A 14,286-nucleotide genomic window follows, 5' to 3' on the forward strand; every position below is an offset into this window, starting at 1 on the left:
GTTTCATGCGGCACAGCACATTTCGGCATCCGGATAGTCGGTCCGGGCGCCACGCCCGACGAGCCCCGACCAACGGGTGCAGGTAGTGTCACCCCGATAGGTGGACGTCCGAAGGGATGTGAGTGGACGCCGTACTCGGCTTATCGGTAACGCCGTCTGCCGTCGGCCTCGTTCTCGTCGAGGGGCAGGACGCCGACGGCGCCACCGTGGACCGCGATGCATTCGAGGTCGGGGTTCGCGGTCGGTGCAGTGCCCTGCAGACCTCAGAACAAGCGGCCGCAGCAGTATTACGCAGTGAGGCGATCGCCGCGACGCATGGTCACCGGCTGCATTCCATCGGTGTGACGTGGAGTGACGACGCCAACGCCGAGGCCTCGCTGCTGCTGAAGTCGCTGAGCGATTCCGGTTTCGACAATGTCGTCGCGGTGCGCCTCCCCGAGGCGACAGAGGCGTTGGCGCGCGGGATCGCCGAGGTCATCGGCTATGGCACCACCGCGGTGTGCGTGCTCGAGCCTGAGACGGTGATCGCGTTGATCGTGCATCTGCGCGACGGCTCGGTGCAGACCTCGGTCAACCGCAGGATCGTCACCGAGGAAGACCTGGTCCGGTGGCTGAGCACCCTGTTCACCCGCGCCGACTGGCAGCCAGAGGCCCTCGTGATGGTTGGGTCCGGCGGCGATGACGAGCTGATGCCGATCCTGGAACGGGCACTTTCGGTGCCGGTCTTCGCGCCGGCAGAAGCCCAGCTGGCCCTCGCGCGTGGCGCGGCGATGGCATCTGCGCAGAATGTCGAGTCCAGCTTCGTCGACGAGGCCCATCAGTTCGAGGCCCATCACTTCGAGCAGCAAAAACCCGAGGAGCGCCGGCGTCGGCCGCGGGGACAGACCGGCCCGCTGGCTCTACTGGTCGCGGGGGTGCTGACGTTCACCGTTTCGGCGTCGGTCGCGGTCAGCCTGCAGCTGGTGCCCAAGAAGGAGACGGCCTCCTCCGAACCGCAACCCGCGGCCAAGGTCTCTCCCGAGCCACCCGCCGTCGTCACTCAGATGCAGGCGCCGCTCCCGGTCACTCCACCAGTCGTCGAGCCCCCATCGGAGGTCGTCCCTGCCGAGGCACCGCCGACACCGGCCTCCAGCGAGACTCCGGTCGGCCTTCCCGACGTCACCGGCGCGGCCGCAGGCGAGCCGCCCGTCGAAGCTGTTCCTGCCGACCCTGCAGCGGCCCCGCCTCCTGAGAGCGCTCCGCTGGCGCCCGAGCAGCTGCCCCCGCCGGTGGCACCCGTGACGACCGAACGCCCCGGCATCATCAGCCGGATCAGGGACCGGCTGCATCGGGACGACGAGGGAGCCCCGGCTGCCGACGCCCCACTCCCGGCCGCGCCGGCAGAGCCGTTACCCGCGCCACCGCCTGGGGACGCCCCTCCGGTGCTGCCGCCCGGCTGATCGGCATACCGACGCGCGCTGTAGCTACGATGCGCCGGCGCGACATGCGGATGCGCGCTGACTTGCGGTTACCCGATGTCGCAGCACAAGCCATCTAGGATGAAAGCTTGCTGACCGCCCATCACGGAGGAATGTCAAAATTGCGTAGAGCCGTTCGAAATCTGCTTGCCGTGGTGGGCATTACAGCGATCGCGACCGCCGGGTCCGTCGCCACGAGTGCGGCCAGCGTCCCCACGCCTACCGAAGTGGTCAGCATTTCGCCGAAACCCGGCCAGAAGGTAGGGGTGGCGATGCCGGTGACGGTGACGTTCGCGCAGTCCATCGCCGACCGCGTGGCCGCCGAGCGCACCATCTCGTTCACCTCGCCCGCCACCCCCGCAGGCTCGTTCACATGGCTGAATGACCGTGTCGTGCAATGGAATCCGAAGGGATTCTGGCCCGCTCATTCGAATATCATCGTGACAGCAGGCGGCGCCAAGACGTCGTTTGAATCCGGGGCGGCCACCGTGGGCGTCGCCGACATCGATGCGCACACCTTCACCGTCAGCATGGACGGCCAAGTCGTTCGCACCATGCCCGCCTCGATGGGCAAGCCAAGACACCCAACCCCGATCGGATCGTTTTCTGCGCTGGAGAAGCAGGCCAGCGTGGTGATGGACTCGCGCACCATCGGCATTCCGCTGTCCGATCCGGAGGGCTACAGGCTGACCGTCAGCGACGCCGTGCGGGTCACCTGGGGCGGGGTCTACGTGCACTCCGCGCCGTGGTCGGTGGCCTCACAGGGCAATTCGAACGTCAGCCACGGCTGCATCAATCTCAGCCCCGAAAACGCCGACTGGTACTACAACACCGTCAACATCGGTGACCCGATCATCGTTCAGCAATAGCGTGCAGGTTCTTCGCGGTCGGTGAGGTCGCGACGGTCGCGATATCGGGGTAGGTGCCGAGCACGCGATCGGCGGTGCCCGAACTGGTGACAGTGAACCAGTAGTGCTCGTTTTTGTAGTGGTGATTGCGGTGGTTGCGCCAGATAGCGCGGTACACAGTGGTTTTCGGCTTGTAGTCGCTGTGGATGAGATAGTGGGTCCACTCGTAGACCATACCCATCGCGGCGATGATGACCAGATAGGTCAGCCCCATCCCGAGTCGTGGAAATGCCAGCAGCGCAACGGTAACCGTAAGCGGAAGCACCCACGACACCAACGACTTCCAAGGGATGAAGATCAACGGAACGCTACGCGGGTCGACGTGATGCGCCCGGTGTTCACGGGAGAGCAGCGGATCGATGGTCAGCGGACCGAGACGCTTTGGGCGCCAATGCAAGACGAACACGTGAATGATCCACTCGAAGAACGGAAACACCGCGATCATCACCAGCGGCACCAACGCGTCGGTGATCTGCCAATCTCCGACCGCGACCCGCGCGGTCAGGGCCGCGACCAATACGGCGCCAATCATCCACGGGGACGGGTGTTTCCAGAATTCGCGGCCTGCGTCGGCGAGCGTGAAACCTCTGCGCGTGGACCGCTCGGACGTGGTGGTCAACGTTGCTCCTCCAGGTTGTCGATAACGGTAAGCAGCCCGACGGTCGCGGGCTCGAGTAGGTCCTGCGCGGCTTTGCGTGCCCGCGCGGGATCACCCGCCGTGATGGCGTCGGCGAGTTCGCGATAGGCAGCAGGCCGACCGACCTCGTCGGCCATCACGGTGGCCAGCGCGGCGAGGGCGGGCTCGTAGGTGGCGCGAAGCGTGTTGTACATCAACCGAAACGCGATCGAGTCCGCGCCGTCGACCACGTGGTCCCAGAACACCAGCGCGAGCCGCTGTTGCTCGACGGGGTCCTTCTCGTCGGCCAGCTTCTGCAGCACGTCGTCGAACAGCGCAGCCAGTTGCGGGTCTCGCCGCGCTGCCGCGAGCTCGGCGACCTTGGGCCCGTTGTGAAGTCGCGTCTCGAGGATGCTGCGCACAACGGACAGGTCGAGCTCGCCGCCGCGGATCAGCAGGCGGGGGAGCAGGTCGAGACCGGCGTGGCGGCGGAAGTCGCGCACGTGCGTGGCGTCGCCCTGACGCACCTCCACCAGGCCGGCTGCAGTCAGCCGCTTGAGCGCCTCGCGCACCGCAGGCCGGGACACCCCGAGCACCTCGGCGAGCCTGCGCTCGCTGGGCAAGGTCTCGCCCGGCTGCATCTCACCGCTGAGCACCTCGGCGACGATCTGGTCGAAGACGTCCTCGGGCACGGATCGCCGGTTGACAGGTTGCAGCGCCATACGGCCACCATGCCAGGCAGATGGCCAGGGGTCAAGTGGTCTTACCAGTTGCTGCTAGGCCCTGGCGAGCTGTGCCTTCATCGCCTCGGCCAGCGCGAGCATGCCGGACATCGGGCGCACCATGACCATGAGTTCGCTGATCGCGCCGTGCTCGTCGAGCTGAATGAAGTCGCATCCCTCGACGTGCCTGTCACCGACGCGGGTCTCGAACACCAGCGCGTGATCACGCGCATCCGCTGCGCCGATTTCGCGCGTATAGCGGAAGTCCTCGAACACCGCCATGACCGCTTCCAACAGCCGGCGCACTGCGTCGCGGCCCTGATACGGCTTGAAGACGGCCGGACTGCGAAACACCACGTCTTCGCGCATCAAGGCGACTGCGGCATCCAGATCACGGGCTTCGATTGCGCGACGGAAGGGATGCACCACTTGACCACCTCATTAGTCAACAAGTTGAATAGGTGCAAACGATACTAAGCGTTGCCCGGGAGGCCGTCTAGATGGCGTTGCGTCACGCACTGCTCGCCGCGTTGCTGGAGGGCGAGGCCTCGGGGTACCAGCTCGCCAAGCGCTTCGACGTATCAGTCGCGAACTTCTGGTCGGCCACCCCGCAGCAGCTCTATCGCGAACTCGACCGCGTCGAAGCCGAGGGCCTGGTCCACGCACGCCTGGTTCGCCAGCAGCGGCGGCCCGACAAGAGGGTGTTCACGCTGACCGACGCCGGACGGGCTGAGCTGCACCGGTACACCGCCGCCCCGGCCAAGCCGGTGGCGATGCGCGACGAGCTGCTGGTCAAACTGCAAGCCGTCGACGTCGGCGACGCGCCCGCTGTCACCAAGGAACTGATGGCCCGGCTAGAGCGTGCCCGCGCGAAGTTGGCCACCTACGACCGTCTGCTCGCCGACATGCTCGACGGCCGCGACGAACACGCCTTCACGCGCGACTCCGACCGGATCGGGCCCTATCTGACGCTGATGGGCGGGCGGATGTACGAGCAAACGAACATCAAGTGGTGCACCGCGGCACTCGAGGTGCTCAGCACTGAGCGTCGATCCGGAACGTCGCGGTGACGTCCTTGCTCGGGTTGTCGGCGAAGTTGCCGTCGGCGGACCCGGTGATGGTGTACTTGCCGCCGGTGCCGCTCACCTCGGCCTTCCCGATGTCGCCCCATGAGGTACCGGAGAAGCCGCTGAAGTCACGGAAGTCGACCGACTTGACGCTGACCTTGTCGCCGGTGTCGATGACCGCGGTGAAACCCTTCGCTTTGTCGGGGGTTTCGATGGTCCACGCCCACCCCGTCTGAGAGCAGGTCACCGCGTGCGGGTTGCCGGTGTCCTTACCGTCGATCGTCACCTTCGCCGTCGTTCCGCCAAGCGCGGGCGGCTGCCCGCCGCAGCCGGCCAGTCCGAGAGCGAGCACCGCCGCGGTCACCGCAATGTGTCGGGTCTGCATGTGGCCAGACTCTATTACCCGCGCAGTGCTGCGGCGGTCGTTTCGTCCGCGGGAAGAAACGCCTCGATGCTCAGCTCCGCTGCGGTCAGGTCCAACGCGGTGCCGAAGGTCGTGACGGTACTCAGGAACGTGAGCACCTGCCCGTCGGCGCCGTAGAGCTCAAGAGGCACCGCGACGCCGCCGAGTTCGCGGGTCTCCTCGAAACCGCCCGGGTAGGACTCGATCTCGTCGAGCAGCCCAGACAGCTCGCTCGACCCGCTGACCGAAACCTCGCGACGCAGCCGCTCGATGAGGTGGTGGCGCCACTGGCCGAGATTGCGAATGCGCGGCGCCATCCCTTCGGGGTGCACCGCGATGCGCAACGCGTTCGGTCGCTCGAGCAGATGCGGGGCGACGCCATCGAGCAACACAGCGGCGCCTGCGTTGGCTTGCACGATCTGCCAGCCGCGGTCGACGACCACGCAAGGAAATGGGTTGTACGCGTTGAGGACTCGCTCGACGCCCGCGCGCACGGCGCCCATGTCGGGGTCGTCCAGCGGGCGTTCGCGGTAGACCGGTGCCAGCCCGGCGGCCATCAGCAGTTGGTTCTGCTCGCGCAGCGGCACGTCGAGCACGCCGGCCAGCCGCAGCACCATGTCGCGGCTGGGCGCCGACCTGCCCGTCTCGATGAAACTGACGTGGCGAGCCGATACGTCGGCCTCGATCGCAAGGTCGAGTTGCGAGAGCCTGCGGCGCTGCCGCCACTGACGCATCAGCGAACCGAACGGCGGGCTGGAGACTTGCGCGACGGTGGTCACGCGCCAAGTGTTGCGTACCGCGGGGGAGCGCAGCCACTACCTGAGAGGTAATTGCGGCGCCTACCTCAGCCCAGCACCGCCCGAGCCGCTGATCCGCAGGGAAAGCCGGCGGCGCTGTCCGCCCAGTGCCCCACCACCGGGACCAGGGACGGCCGGTAGGCAAGAACTGCTGCGGCGATTATCACGCCCATGTCGTGCTGAGAGACACGCTGCTCACCGGTACTGACTATCGAAGCCACACTGGCGTCGTCCTGCGGGGCGGCGCTCAGTTGTTCCACGAGCTCATGAGCCCAAGCGACCATCGCGCCGGGATCGGGGGAGGCCACGCCGTTCTGGTCGAGCAAGTGCAGATAGGACGCGTCGGCCGGGGTGTCGGGGGCGGCCGACGCCAGCACCGGAGCGCCGACCATCAGGCCGAGCACCGCCGCCAAGAGTGCTACCGCCGCTTTCAGAACAGCCATGGTGTTCTCCCTGATACCACCGTGCCAACATCGCGGGCGAAGTGCCACAGTCACTACGTCTCAGGTAATTGCGCCGCTTACCTCAGGGCAGGACAGTCGAGACATGACCGATCAGGAGATTCCCCGGTGGTTGCGCTTCGTGCTGATCTCGGACCGCGCGGGATCGGCGTGGTACATCGGCGCCGGCTTCTTCTTCGCCCCGGCACTGGCCGTGCTGTCGCCGTGGCCGACGCTCACCGCGGCGTGCTGGGTGATCATCGGCCTGGCCGGGTTGTGGCTCGGACTGCTCGGCATCGCGATGGCCACCGGTCTGGCGATCGTGCTGCGAACCGGCGCCGAAATACCAGAGGACTACTGGCGGTCGATCATCGACTATCCGGCTAGTGCGCCATCGCGTGGTTCCCGGTGTAGTCCACCTGCCAGTGCTTGATTCCGTTGAGCCAGCCAGATCGGAGCCGTTCGGGCGGTGAGATCGGCGTGAGGTTCGGCATCTCGTCGGCGATCGCGTTGAAGATCAAGTCGATTGTCATCCGCGCCAGGTTCGCGCCGACGCAGTAGTGTGCGCCGGTGCCGCCGAATCCCACGTGCGGGTTGGGATCTCGCAGGATGTTGAACGTGTACGGATCGTCGAAGACGTCCTCGTCGAAATTGGCCGAACGGTAGAAGATCACCACACGTTGGCCCTTCTTGATCTGCACGCCCGAGAGCTCGGTGTCCTCCAGCGCGGTGCGCTGGAACGACGTCACCGGCGTGGCCCAGCGGACGATCTCGTCGGCCGCGGTCGCGGGGCGCTCCTTCTTGAAAAGCTCCCACTGGTCCGGGAATTCGGTGAACGCCATCATGCCCTGGGTGATCGAGTTGCGCGTCGTCTCGTTGCCTGCGACCGCAAGCAGAATGACGAAGAAGCCGAACTCGTCGTCGGTGAGCTTGTGTCCCTCGACATCGGCCTGGACGAGTTTGGTGACGAGGTCGTCGCCGGGATTCGCGCTTCGCTGCGCGGCCATCTGCATGCCGTACATGATCAGTTCGATCGACGCCGCCATCGGGTCGTTGCCGCCGAACTCCGGATCCTGGTCCCCGACCATCTGATTCGACCAGTCGAAGAGCTTCTTGCGGTCCTCCTGCGGGACGCCCATCAGGCCTGCGATCGCCTGCAGCGGAAGCTCAGCCGACACCTGCTCGACGAAATCACCGGAGCCCTCGGCTGCGGCTTCCTTGACGATGTTGTGTGCCCGCTCGCGAAGCTCGTCGCGCAGCGACTCGACGGCACGCGGGGTGAATGCGCGCGAGATGATCTTGCGCAGGTGCGTGTGGTGCGGCGCGTCCTGATTGAGCAGCACGACTTTTCCCCGCTCTAACGACTCGGGGTCGGCATCCTCGCGGTATCGCGGTAGTGCGGTCTGCTTGTTACTGGAGAACACGTCGCTGCGCAGCGACACCTCCTTGACGTCCTTGTGTTTGGTCACCACCCAATACCCGGTGTCGCCGAAGGCGCGATACTCCTCGCCTCGTTCGTGCCACCAGATCGGCGCCACCTTGCGCATGTGCGCCAATTCCTCGATGGGCAGGCGTTCGGCGTAGACGTCTGGATCGGTGAAATCGAAACCGGGTGGGAGGTCCGGAGACGGCATAGATTCACTCCTGGTGGTGAGATTGTCTAGTGCTCTAACGCATTGCTACACCACAGATAGGGAGCGGTGCGGCGGGTTAGGCGAATCTCCAAGTGAAACGTGTTCCCGAAACGGGAAAATCTAATTAACCGCTTCGTCACAGCAACCCCAGATGTAACAATTTTGTCAGCCAGACGGAAGCACCTAGTAGCAACGCGCTATCCGGAAGGGGGCACGGGTGAGGACGAAGAGCGGAGCAACAACCACGCTCGCTGTGGCGTCGGGCGCACTAGGAGTCATCGCAGCGATGACCTTCGGCGCGCCGACTGCGCTGGCCGACCCCGTCCCGCTCATTCCCGGACCCCCTCCGGCGCCGGCCGAACCGGCGGCCCCCGCGCCAGGACCGGCGCCTGGGCCGGCGCCTGATGCCACCGTGCAATCCGCCGCCGGCACGCTGCCGACCCCGCCCGACGGCATACAGCACCTGTCGAGCCCGGACAACCTGCCGCCCGGCACGACTGACGTCCCCGACCCGCAGCAGGGCGGTTCGTATCTTCGCGACCTCTGGCACGCGTACCAAACCCAGGAAATCACCGGGCGCGATGCGCTGCTGCTTCTCGCACAGCGACCGATGGCGTCGAATACGGCACCGCCCGCGGGCATGCCCGCGAATCCGGCCCCACCGCTGGCACCCGGCGCCGCGCCGCCGCCTGCACCGGAACCTGAACCGGCGCCTGCGCCGCCGCCACCGCTGTTCCCGTGGCTGGCCCCGGCGCCCGAGCCCGCGCCTACGTCCTGAGTCGCCGGCCGGCCTGAGCCAGGATGTCGCGCACGACGCGAACGTGCACCGGTTCGGTGACCGCCCATACCGCTCGCGCGATCAGATTGCGCTGCGCCACGAACGTCGCGAAAAGCAGTGCGTCGTCTTGTTTCCTGAGCAGCAACTCGCCGGGCATTCCAATGCGCGAGTCGGCGCCCAGAAGAACATGATCGGGCACTGAGCGGCGAACATCCCACCCGAGCACCGCACCTTCCGACCCGCTGCTCACCTTCAGCCCGATCGTCGACCACCCGGACAGCAGCTGAGTTCGGACGGCCAGCGAAGAACCCTCGAGAACTTCGCGGATCAAATCCTCGGCGTCCTCGTCGCGACGCGAACCGACATCGAATAGAAACGCGTCGCAATAGTCGATGCGGGGCAGCGTGCTCAACGCCCGTACCGAGGACGGCACATCGATTTGCCGGACTTCAGCGGTCATCGGTGTGCTCCTGCAACCGACCAGGCGCGCCCGATGTCGCGCAACATCAGCGGATAGACGAGTAGGTGACGAAACGGGGCGATCGCCGTCAGATAAGCAGCCCCGAGAGCCCCGTTCGGTTTGACCAGGACGGCCATCTGGCCGCGGTAGCCACCTGTTTCGTCGGCCACCCAGCCGATGTGCATGAGCCCGTGCACGGTCTGGTTGGCCATCTCGAGCGCAAGCTCGTTGTGTGTGAGGTACAGCGGTGTGAACAGGTGGGCGTCCAAATCACTTGGGGGATCGGCTAAATCGGATGGCAGCCGATCGCGGAGGCTTCCGACCCGCACGCCCAGACCCGTTTCCTGGTCGTCGAGGCCGAACATGCGACCCAGTGTCCAGCGGATCGCGAACAGCGCTCGCACCACGACGGATGTCTCGGCCGGATCAAAGTCAGTCATCAGCCGGACCAACCGCGGAAAGTCGTCCGGACCGCCCGGCGTGGGCAACGCCCATACGTCAAGGACGCGAAAGTCCTTGGCGATCTCATGAATTCGCCACGGCCGTCTGGTGTGCTCAGCGGTGGCCAGGTGCGTTGAACCAAACATACAGTACTGTATGCTTGACGACGAACAGCAGTCAAGCCCCCAATCGAAATGGGAGAGGTGATGGTCGCCCAGATCCGCACACCCCACAGCACGTGGATCGACGCCGGGCTGCAGGCGCTGGCCGCGGGCGGCCCCGATGCGGTGCGGGTAGACCTGCTCGCAAAGGCCCTCGGCGTCACCCGCGGCGGCTTCTACCACCACTTCGCCGGCCGCCAGGTGTTCCTCGACGCGCTGCTCGACGCATGGGAACAGCGCTGCACCGACGACGTGCTGGCGCGTGTCGAGGAGGAGGGCGGCGACGCCAGAGCCAAGGTCCGCAGGGCAGGCATGCTGACCTTCTCGCGCGAACTGCTGCCGATCGACCTGGCGGTGCGCGACTGGGCCCGCCGCGACAAGTCGGTAGCCCGGCGGTTGCGGCGCGTCGACAACCGCCGCATGGATTATCTGCGCGCGCTGATCGGCACATTCAGCGACGATCCCGACGAAATCGAGGCACAGGGGATGCTTGCCTTCTCGCTGGCTATCGGCAGCCACTTCATCGCGGCCGATCACGAGGGGCGCAGCCGGCAGGAGGTGCTGGAACGGGCGACCCGGCGGCTGTTGGCCTAGTTACGATCGGCCCGATTTCGCGATCCGTGCGCAGTTTCGAGCGTCGGGACTAGAGGAAGGACTCACCATGCTCAAGGACGGTCGTGTCGCCACCCGACTGCCCGCCCAGGATCTCGAGCGGGCGCGGGCGTTCTACTCCGAGAAGCTAGGGCTCGAGCCGAGCGAGGAACGACCGGGCGGCCTGCTCTACAAATGCCAAGGCGGAGTGTTCGCGCTGTTCAAGTCGGCGGGCGCGTCGTCGGGAACCTTTACACAGATGGGCTGGGAGGTCGACGATCTGGCGGCAACGGTCGCCGAATTACGCAGCCGCGGAGTCGTTTTCGAACACGTCGACGTGCCGGGCCTGAAAACTGTCGATGACATCGTCACCGTCGATGGCAACTACCCGAGCAAGGGCTCGGGCGAAAAGGCCGCGTGGTTTCGCGACAGCGAGGGCAACATGCTCGGCATCGGGCAACCGATTCCGTGATTACGCCGTGCTGAGGACCGCCACCGCCTCGATGCGCGCCGGCACATGCTTGTGCCACGGAGTGCCCGCATAGGCGTCACGCCAGTCGCTTGACGTGAGCGCATTAGGCGCCACGCCAGGCACTGTCGCACGGCCATCGCCGTCGATGTAATCCAGGCCGAAGCCGTTCGGCAGTGATGCGTGACCCGGCAGCATCGTCTCGCTGATCTCGACGCTGGCCTCCGCGCTGCCTGCGGCGGTGGTGATCCGCGCACGCCCGCCATCGGTCAGGCCCAGCGCCTCGGCGTCCTCGACGCTGACACGCAGCGCGCCGTCGGCGTCGCGCTTGCGCCAGGCCGGATCGCGGAAGATGTCGTTGGCGGTGTAGGCCCTTCGCTCACCGGCCGACAACACGATCGGGAACTCGGGCGTCGTCAACTCGGTCGGCGCGTCGGCCAGTGCGCGCATCTCGTCGAGCATTTCCGGCATCTCCAGGGCGATCTTGTGGTCGTCGTGTGTCACCAGCTGCCAGTCGTCCTCGTACTCATGCGCGGTGAACGTGACGCCGGACCGCCCGGCAAGGATCGCCTCGAACAGCGCATTGCCGTCGGCGTGGCCCGCCCGGCGCACAGCGTCGGGATAAGTCATGGCCGCCTTCTGCGCCAGACCCCACAGGGCCGCAGCGCCCGCGAGACCGTCGGGCAATGTCGGGCCGAGGGTCTCGTACAGCACGAACGGCAGCACCTTGTTCAGCATCGGATTGGCGCCGACCGCAGTCAGAAATGCTTGCGCATACGCATCCAGGCCTTGGCGTGCAGCATCACGCAGCGGCTGCAGCTCGGCGTCGTCGATCACGCCGAGTGCGCGCGTCAGCCGCGCCCAGATCTCGGGTTCGGTCAACGTGCCCTCGAGCGGCTCGAGCAGCGGGTGCCGAAGGTGGAAGGTGTTGTGCGGGAACTCCAGATTGAAGAACGTCGCCTCGGCCTTCTCGTACTGGCTCGCCGCGGGCAACACATAGGTTGCCAGCCGGGCCGTCTCCGTCATCGCGACATCGATGACCACCATCAGCTCGAGCGACGCGAAAGCCTCGCGGCAGGCCGCCGAATCAGCAAGGGAGTGAGCGGGATTGCTGCTCTCCACGATCATCGCGCGGAAGCGGTCGGGGTGATCTGTCAGCATCTCCTGGGGAACTGCGTTGCTCGGGATCAGTCCACCGACGATCGGCGCCCCGGTCACCGGGGTGCGACCGACTCCGCGCGTGTGACGGAACAGCGGCCCGAACGACGAATGCAGGTGCTGCCCACCGCGTTTGGCGAAGTTGCCGGTCAGGATCCACAGCAGCTTGTTCAGGTAGGAGCACAGTGTGCTGTTCGGCGCCTGCTGGATACCGAGGTCCTCGAACACGGCCACACTCTCGGCTGCGCCGATACGTCGTGCCGCGGTCCGGATGAGTTCCTCATCGACGCCGCACCGCAGTGCGTATTCGTCGACGGGCACATCGCGCAGCGCGGCGCGTACCGGTTCGACGCCGTTGACGTGCTCGGCCAGAAACGCCTCATCGCAAAGGTTTTCCTGCACCAGCACGGCGGCCAGTGCAGCGAGGCACCAAGCATCGGTTCCCGGCCGCACGCGCAGATGAATGTCGGCCATCTTCGCGGTGTCGGTGATCACGGGATCGATGACGATCATCGAGCGAGCCGGATCCTTGGCGATCTCGTTGAGGACGGTGCGGGCACGGGGGAAACTCTGCGACATCCACGGGTTCTTCCCGATGAACACCGACACCTCGGCGTGCTCGAATTCCCCGCGGGTATGGCCGCCGTAGAGGTGGGCATCGACCCACGCCTCGCCTGTCTTCTCCTGCGCCAGCGCGTTTGAGCGGTAGTGCGAGCCCAGCACCTTGAGGAACGCTCCGCTGTAGGCGCCGCCGAGGTGATTGCCTTGCCCGCCACCACCGTAGTAGAAGATCTTGTCCCCGCCGTAGGCATCTGCGATGCGCTTGAACCCTGCCGCGATCTCGGAAATCGCGGTGTCCCAATCGATTTCTTCATAGCTGCCGTCGGGACGCCGACGCATGGGGGAGGTAAGGCGGTTGCCGTTGTTCTGGTAGTGGTTCAGCCGCAACGCCTTGTTGCAGGTATAGCCCTGCGAAGCGGGGTGGTCTTTGTCGCCACGGATCTTCGCAAGATTGCGGCCGTCGAGTTGCACGACGATGCCACAGTTGCACTCGCACAGGATGCATGCCGTTGACTGCCATTCACCGACCATCGCTGGACTTCCTTTCCGACACTTCGGCCTGCAGCAGATCGCGCAGTTGGCCATGGACACTCTCGAGTGGTTCCAGCTCGCGCGATGCGCGGGCGACGATCAGCGCGCCCTCGATCGCCGTGGTGCACAGCATCGCCAGGTCGCGGGCGCGTTTCGTGGACACGCCGTCGGCCACCAGTCGCTGCGCGATCAGGTCGGTCCAGCGGGTGAATGCCGCCGCGGCGCGGTCGATCACCGGCTTCGATTGGTCCTGCTTGGCGGGATCGCCCGCCTCTACGGTCACAGCGACGACGGGGCACCCGGCGCGGTAGTCGGAGCTCAGCAATTCCTTGCGGTAATACGCGACAAGCCCGTCGAGGGCGGCCAACCCGTTGTCGGCCCTTTCGATTTTGGCTGCGACATACTCGCCTGCGTAATCGATTGCCTCACAGAGCAATTGCGTGCGGCCACCAGGGAAGTAGTGGTACGCCGAGCCACGCGGCGCGCCGCTGTGCTGCAGTACATCGGCGATCGCGGTCGGCTGCGCACCGCGTTCGCGGATCAGCAGAGCGGCAGAGATCACCATCCGCTCGCGGGGGCTTGGCATGAGGCTGGATCCCTTCGTCCGAGCCGGCTATGTATGTCACCTTACATAATCCCGAGGCGCACGCCTAGCCCCGCCGCAACAGGGAATGTTCGGCGACTCGTTACGCCGCGGTCATCCACAACGCGAGAAACGCCGACATCAGGACCAGGCAGACGATGTGGTCGCGGCAGATCGCCCTGGCCAATCGCGACTGCTCGGCCGGTGTGCCCGCGCGGTTACCCAGCGCGACGGCGTTGGGCACCGTTCGCGTCATCGCAAGCACGATCGGAACACCGGTCAGCAGGGCCGAAGCCGCCAGCAGCCACCACGGGTCAGAGGCACTAATAGCCCGAAAAGCAATGCTGCCCACCAGGATCGCCATCACCAGCGCGATCAGGTAGCTCATCGGACGCGAGGTCGTCGTCGCGCGGTGGTAATAGCGCGAGATCGAGTCGAGCACCGGCTCCGGCAACTCGCCGCCGCCGCGATGGGGAAGGACCTGACTGTCGAAGATCAGGTCCATCCAC

At 66.0% G+C, this 14,286-nt stretch carries 19 protein-coding genes; 7 read left to right on the top strand and 12 right to left on the bottom strand.

Annotated features, from left to right (window positions below; genetic code table 11):
• The first annotated feature begins 122 nt into the window (after nt 1-122).
• Both GGC64_RS12135 and GGC64_RS12140 read left to right on the top strand, forming a co-directional pair.
• Nucleotides 123-1,439: a hypothetical protein gene (locus tag GGC64_RS12135; RefSeq protein ID WP_192722768.1), complete on the top strand. Its 1,317-nt coding sequence runs from the start codon at nt 123-125 to the stop codon at nt 1,437-1,439.
• Nucleotides 1,440-1,570: 131 nt separating this feature from the next.
• A complete protein-coding gene (locus tag GGC64_RS12140; protein WP_304611091.1) occupies nt 1,571-2,326 on the top strand; it encodes a L,D-transpeptidase in 756 nt (251 codons plus the stop codon).
• On the opposite strand, the gene GGC64_RS12145 is transcribed toward GGC64_RS12140, so the two are convergent.
• From GGC64_RS12145 to GGC64_RS12155, 3 genes are read right to left on the bottom strand one after another with little or no spacing between them, the layout of a single operon-like run.
• Nucleotides 2,310-2,984, bottom strand: a complete 675-nt coding sequence (locus GGC64_RS12145; RefSeq protein WP_192722770.1) for a sterol desaturase family protein — start codon at nt 2,982-2,984, stop codon at nt 2,310-2,312. The two genes, GGC64_RS12140 and GGC64_RS12145, sit on opposite strands and share 17 nt — an antisense overlap.
• Nucleotides 2,981-3,703, bottom strand: coding sequence for a FadR/GntR family transcriptional regulator (locus GGC64_RS12150; protein ID WP_192722771.1), 723 nt, complete (start codon nt 3,701-3,703; stop codon nt 2,981-2,983). Before GGC64_RS12150 ends, GGC64_RS12145 begins: the two co-directional genes overlap by 4 nt.
• 54 nt (nt 3,704-3,757) lie before the next feature.
• Nucleotides 3,758-4,132, bottom strand: a complete 375-nt coding sequence (locus GGC64_RS12155) for a nuclear transport factor 2 family protein (RefSeq protein WP_192722772.1) — start codon at nt 4,130-4,132, stop codon at nt 3,758-3,760.
• 71 nt (nt 4,133-4,203) lie between these two features.
• Between GGC64_RS12155 and GGC64_RS12160 the strand changes: the two genes are divergently transcribed.
• On the top strand, nt 4,204-4,773 hold the full coding sequence (locus tag GGC64_RS12160) for a PadR family transcriptional regulator (RefSeq protein ID WP_192722773.1): 570 nt from the start codon (nt 4,204-4,206) through the stop codon (nt 4,771-4,773).
• Here GGC64_RS12160 and GGC64_RS12165 read toward each other — a convergent pair.
• From GGC64_RS12165 to GGC64_RS12175, 3 genes are all read right to left on the bottom strand, one after another.
• On the bottom strand, nt 4,739-5,155 hold the full coding sequence (locus GGC64_RS12165; RefSeq protein WP_192722774.1) for a lipoprotein LpqH: 417 nt from the start codon (nt 5,153-5,155) through the stop codon (nt 4,739-4,741). The genes GGC64_RS12160 and GGC64_RS12165 overlap by 35 nt on opposite strands.
• Nucleotides 5,156-5,169: 14 nt before the next feature.
• Nucleotides 5,170-5,907, bottom strand: coding sequence for a helix-turn-helix domain-containing protein (locus tag GGC64_RS12170; RefSeq protein WP_192723850.1), 738 nt, complete (start codon nt 5,905-5,907; stop codon nt 5,170-5,172).
• A gap of 110 nt (nt 5,908-6,017) precedes the next feature.
• Complete coding sequence (locus GGC64_RS12175) at nt 6,018-6,413, bottom strand: DUF732 domain-containing protein (protein ID WP_192722775.1); 396 nt, start codon at nt 6,411-6,413, stop codon at nt 6,018-6,020.
• 103 nt (nt 6,414-6,516) lie between these two features.
• On the opposite strand from GGC64_RS12175, the gene GGC64_RS12180 reads away from it, so the two are divergent.
• Nucleotides 6,517-6,843, top strand: a complete 327-nt coding sequence (locus tag GGC64_RS12180) for a hypothetical protein (RefSeq protein WP_192722776.1) — start codon at nt 6,517-6,519, stop codon at nt 6,841-6,843.
• Here the strand turns inward: GGC64_RS12180 and GGC64_RS12185 are convergent.
• A complete protein-coding gene (locus tag GGC64_RS12185; RefSeq protein ID WP_192722777.1) occupies nt 6,794-8,044 on the bottom strand; it encodes a cytochrome P450 in 1,251 nt (416 codons plus the stop codon). The genes GGC64_RS12180 and GGC64_RS12185 overlap by 50 nt on opposite strands.
• 217 nt (nt 8,045-8,261) lie before the next feature.
• On the opposite strand from GGC64_RS12185, the gene GGC64_RS12190 reads away from it, so the two are divergent.
• Entirely contained in the window at nt 8,262-8,822 is a 561-nt protein-coding gene (locus GGC64_RS12190; protein WP_192722778.1) for a hypothetical protein, read from the top strand.
• Here the strand turns inward: GGC64_RS12190 and GGC64_RS12195 are convergent.
• Both GGC64_RS12195 and GGC64_RS12200 read right to left on the bottom strand, forming a co-directional pair.
• A complete protein-coding gene (locus GGC64_RS12195) occupies nt 8,812-9,282 on the bottom strand; it encodes a hypothetical protein (protein ID WP_192722779.1) in 471 nt (156 codons plus the stop codon). The two genes, GGC64_RS12190 and GGC64_RS12195, sit on opposite strands and share 11 nt — an antisense overlap.
• Entirely contained in the window at nt 9,279-9,869 is a 591-nt protein-coding gene (locus tag GGC64_RS12200; RefSeq protein ID WP_192722780.1) for a DUF2867 domain-containing protein, read from the bottom strand. The genes GGC64_RS12195 and GGC64_RS12200 overlap by 4 nt, the downstream gene beginning before the upstream one ends.
• A gap of 60 nt (nt 9,870-9,929) precedes the next feature.
• Between GGC64_RS12200 and GGC64_RS12205 the strand changes: the two genes are divergently transcribed.
• Complete coding sequence (locus GGC64_RS12205; RefSeq protein WP_192722781.1) at nt 9,930-10,478, top strand: TetR/AcrR family transcriptional regulator; 549 nt, start codon at nt 9,930-9,932, stop codon at nt 10,476-10,478.
• Between the two features lie 67 nt (nt 10,479-10,545).
• Nucleotides 10,546-10,947 carry a VOC family protein gene (locus GGC64_RS12210; protein ID WP_192722782.1) on the top strand — a complete coding sequence of 134 codons (402 nt, stop codon included), beginning with the start codon at nt 10,546-10,548 and terminating at the stop codon, nt 10,945-10,947.
• Here GGC64_RS12210 and GGC64_RS12215 read toward each other — a convergent pair whose 3' ends face one another.
• The 3 genes from GGC64_RS12215 to GGC64_RS12225 all read right to left on the bottom strand — a co-directional run bounded on the left by GGC64_RS12215 (nt 10,948) and on the right by GGC64_RS12225 (nt 14,282).
• A complete protein-coding gene (locus GGC64_RS12215; protein WP_192722783.1) occupies nt 10,948-13,194 on the bottom strand; it encodes a molybdopterin-dependent oxidoreductase in 2,247 nt (748 codons plus the stop codon).
• Nucleotides 13,184-13,780: a TetR/AcrR family transcriptional regulator gene (locus GGC64_RS12220; RefSeq protein ID WP_192722784.1), complete on the bottom strand. Its 597-nt coding sequence runs from the start codon at nt 13,778-13,780 to the stop codon at nt 13,184-13,186. The genes GGC64_RS12215 and GGC64_RS12220 overlap by 11 nt, the downstream gene beginning before the upstream one ends.
• A gap of 100 nt (nt 13,781-13,880) precedes the next feature.
• The gene (locus GGC64_RS12225; protein WP_192722785.1) at nt 13,881-14,282 is read right to left on the bottom strand and encodes a hypothetical protein; all 402 of its coding nucleotides are present in this window, start codon (nt 14,280-14,282) and stop codon (nt 13,881-13,883) included.
• Nucleotides 14,283-14,286 lie beyond the last annotated feature (4 nt).

The organism is Mycobacterium sp. OAS707 (genome assembly GCF_014873705.1).
Classification (GTDB): Bacteria; Actinomycetota; Actinomycetes; order Mycobacteriales; family Mycobacteriaceae; genus Mycobacterium.

Excerpts from the sequence above, each read along its gene's own strand:
- GGC64_RS12200 (WP_192722780.1), bottom strand. The coding sequence starts at position 9,869 with ATGTTTGGTTCAACGCACCTGGCCACCGCTGAGCACACCAGACGGCCG.
- GGC64_RS12160 (WP_192722773.1), top strand. The coding sequence starts at position 4,204 with ATGGCGTTGCGTCACGCACTGCTCGCCGCGTTGCTGGAGGGCGAGGCC.
- GGC64_RS12225 (WP_192722785.1), bottom strand. The coding sequence starts at position 14,282 with ATGGACCTGATCTTCGACAGTCAGGTCCTTCCCCATCGCGGCGGCGGC.
- GGC64_RS12205 (WP_192722781.1), top strand. The coding sequence starts at position 9,930 with ATGGTCGCCCAGATCCGCACACCCCACAGCACGTGGATCGACGCCGGG.
- GGC64_RS12140 (WP_304611091.1), top strand. The coding sequence starts at position 1,571 with ATGTCAAAATTGCGTAGAGCCGTTCGAAATCTGCTTGCCGTGGTGGGC.
- GGC64_RS12180 (WP_192722776.1), top strand. The coding sequence starts at position 6,517 with ATGACCGATCAGGAGATTCCCCGGTGGTTGCGCTTCGTGCTGATCTCG.
- GGC64_RS12210 (WP_192722782.1), top strand. The coding sequence starts at position 10,546 with ATGCTCAAGGACGGTCGTGTCGCCACCCGACTGCCCGCCCAGGATCTC.
- GGC64_RS12175 (WP_192722775.1), bottom strand. The coding sequence starts at position 6,413 with ATGGCTGTTCTGAAAGCGGCGGTAGCACTCTTGGCGGCGGTGCTCGGC.
- GGC64_RS12220 (WP_192722784.1), bottom strand. The coding sequence starts at position 13,780 with ATGCCAAGCCCCCGCGAGCGGATGGTGATCTCTGCCGCTCTGCTGATC.
- GGC64_RS12215 (WP_192722783.1), bottom strand. The coding sequence starts at position 13,194 with ATGGTCGGTGAATGGCAGTCAACGGCATGCATCCTGTGCGAGTGCAAC.
- GGC64_RS12195 (WP_192722779.1), bottom strand. The coding sequence starts at position 9,282 with ATGACCGCTGAAGTCCGGCAAATCGATGTGCCGTCCTCGGTACGGGCG.
- GGC64_RS12170 (WP_192723850.1), bottom strand. The coding sequence starts at position 5,907 with ATGCGTCAGTGGCGGCAGCGCCGCAGGCTCTCGCAACTCGACCTTGCG.
- GGC64_RS12150 (WP_192722771.1), bottom strand. The coding sequence starts at position 3,703 with ATGGCGCTGCAACCTGTCAACCGGCGATCCGTGCCCGAGGACGTCTTC.
- GGC64_RS12185 (WP_192722777.1), bottom strand. The coding sequence starts at position 8,044 with ATGCCGTCTCCGGACCTCCCACCCGGTTTCGATTTCACCGATCCAGAC.
- GGC64_RS12165 (WP_192722774.1), bottom strand. The coding sequence starts at position 5,155 with ATGCAGACCCGACACATTGCGGTGACCGCGGCGGTGCTCGCTCTCGGA.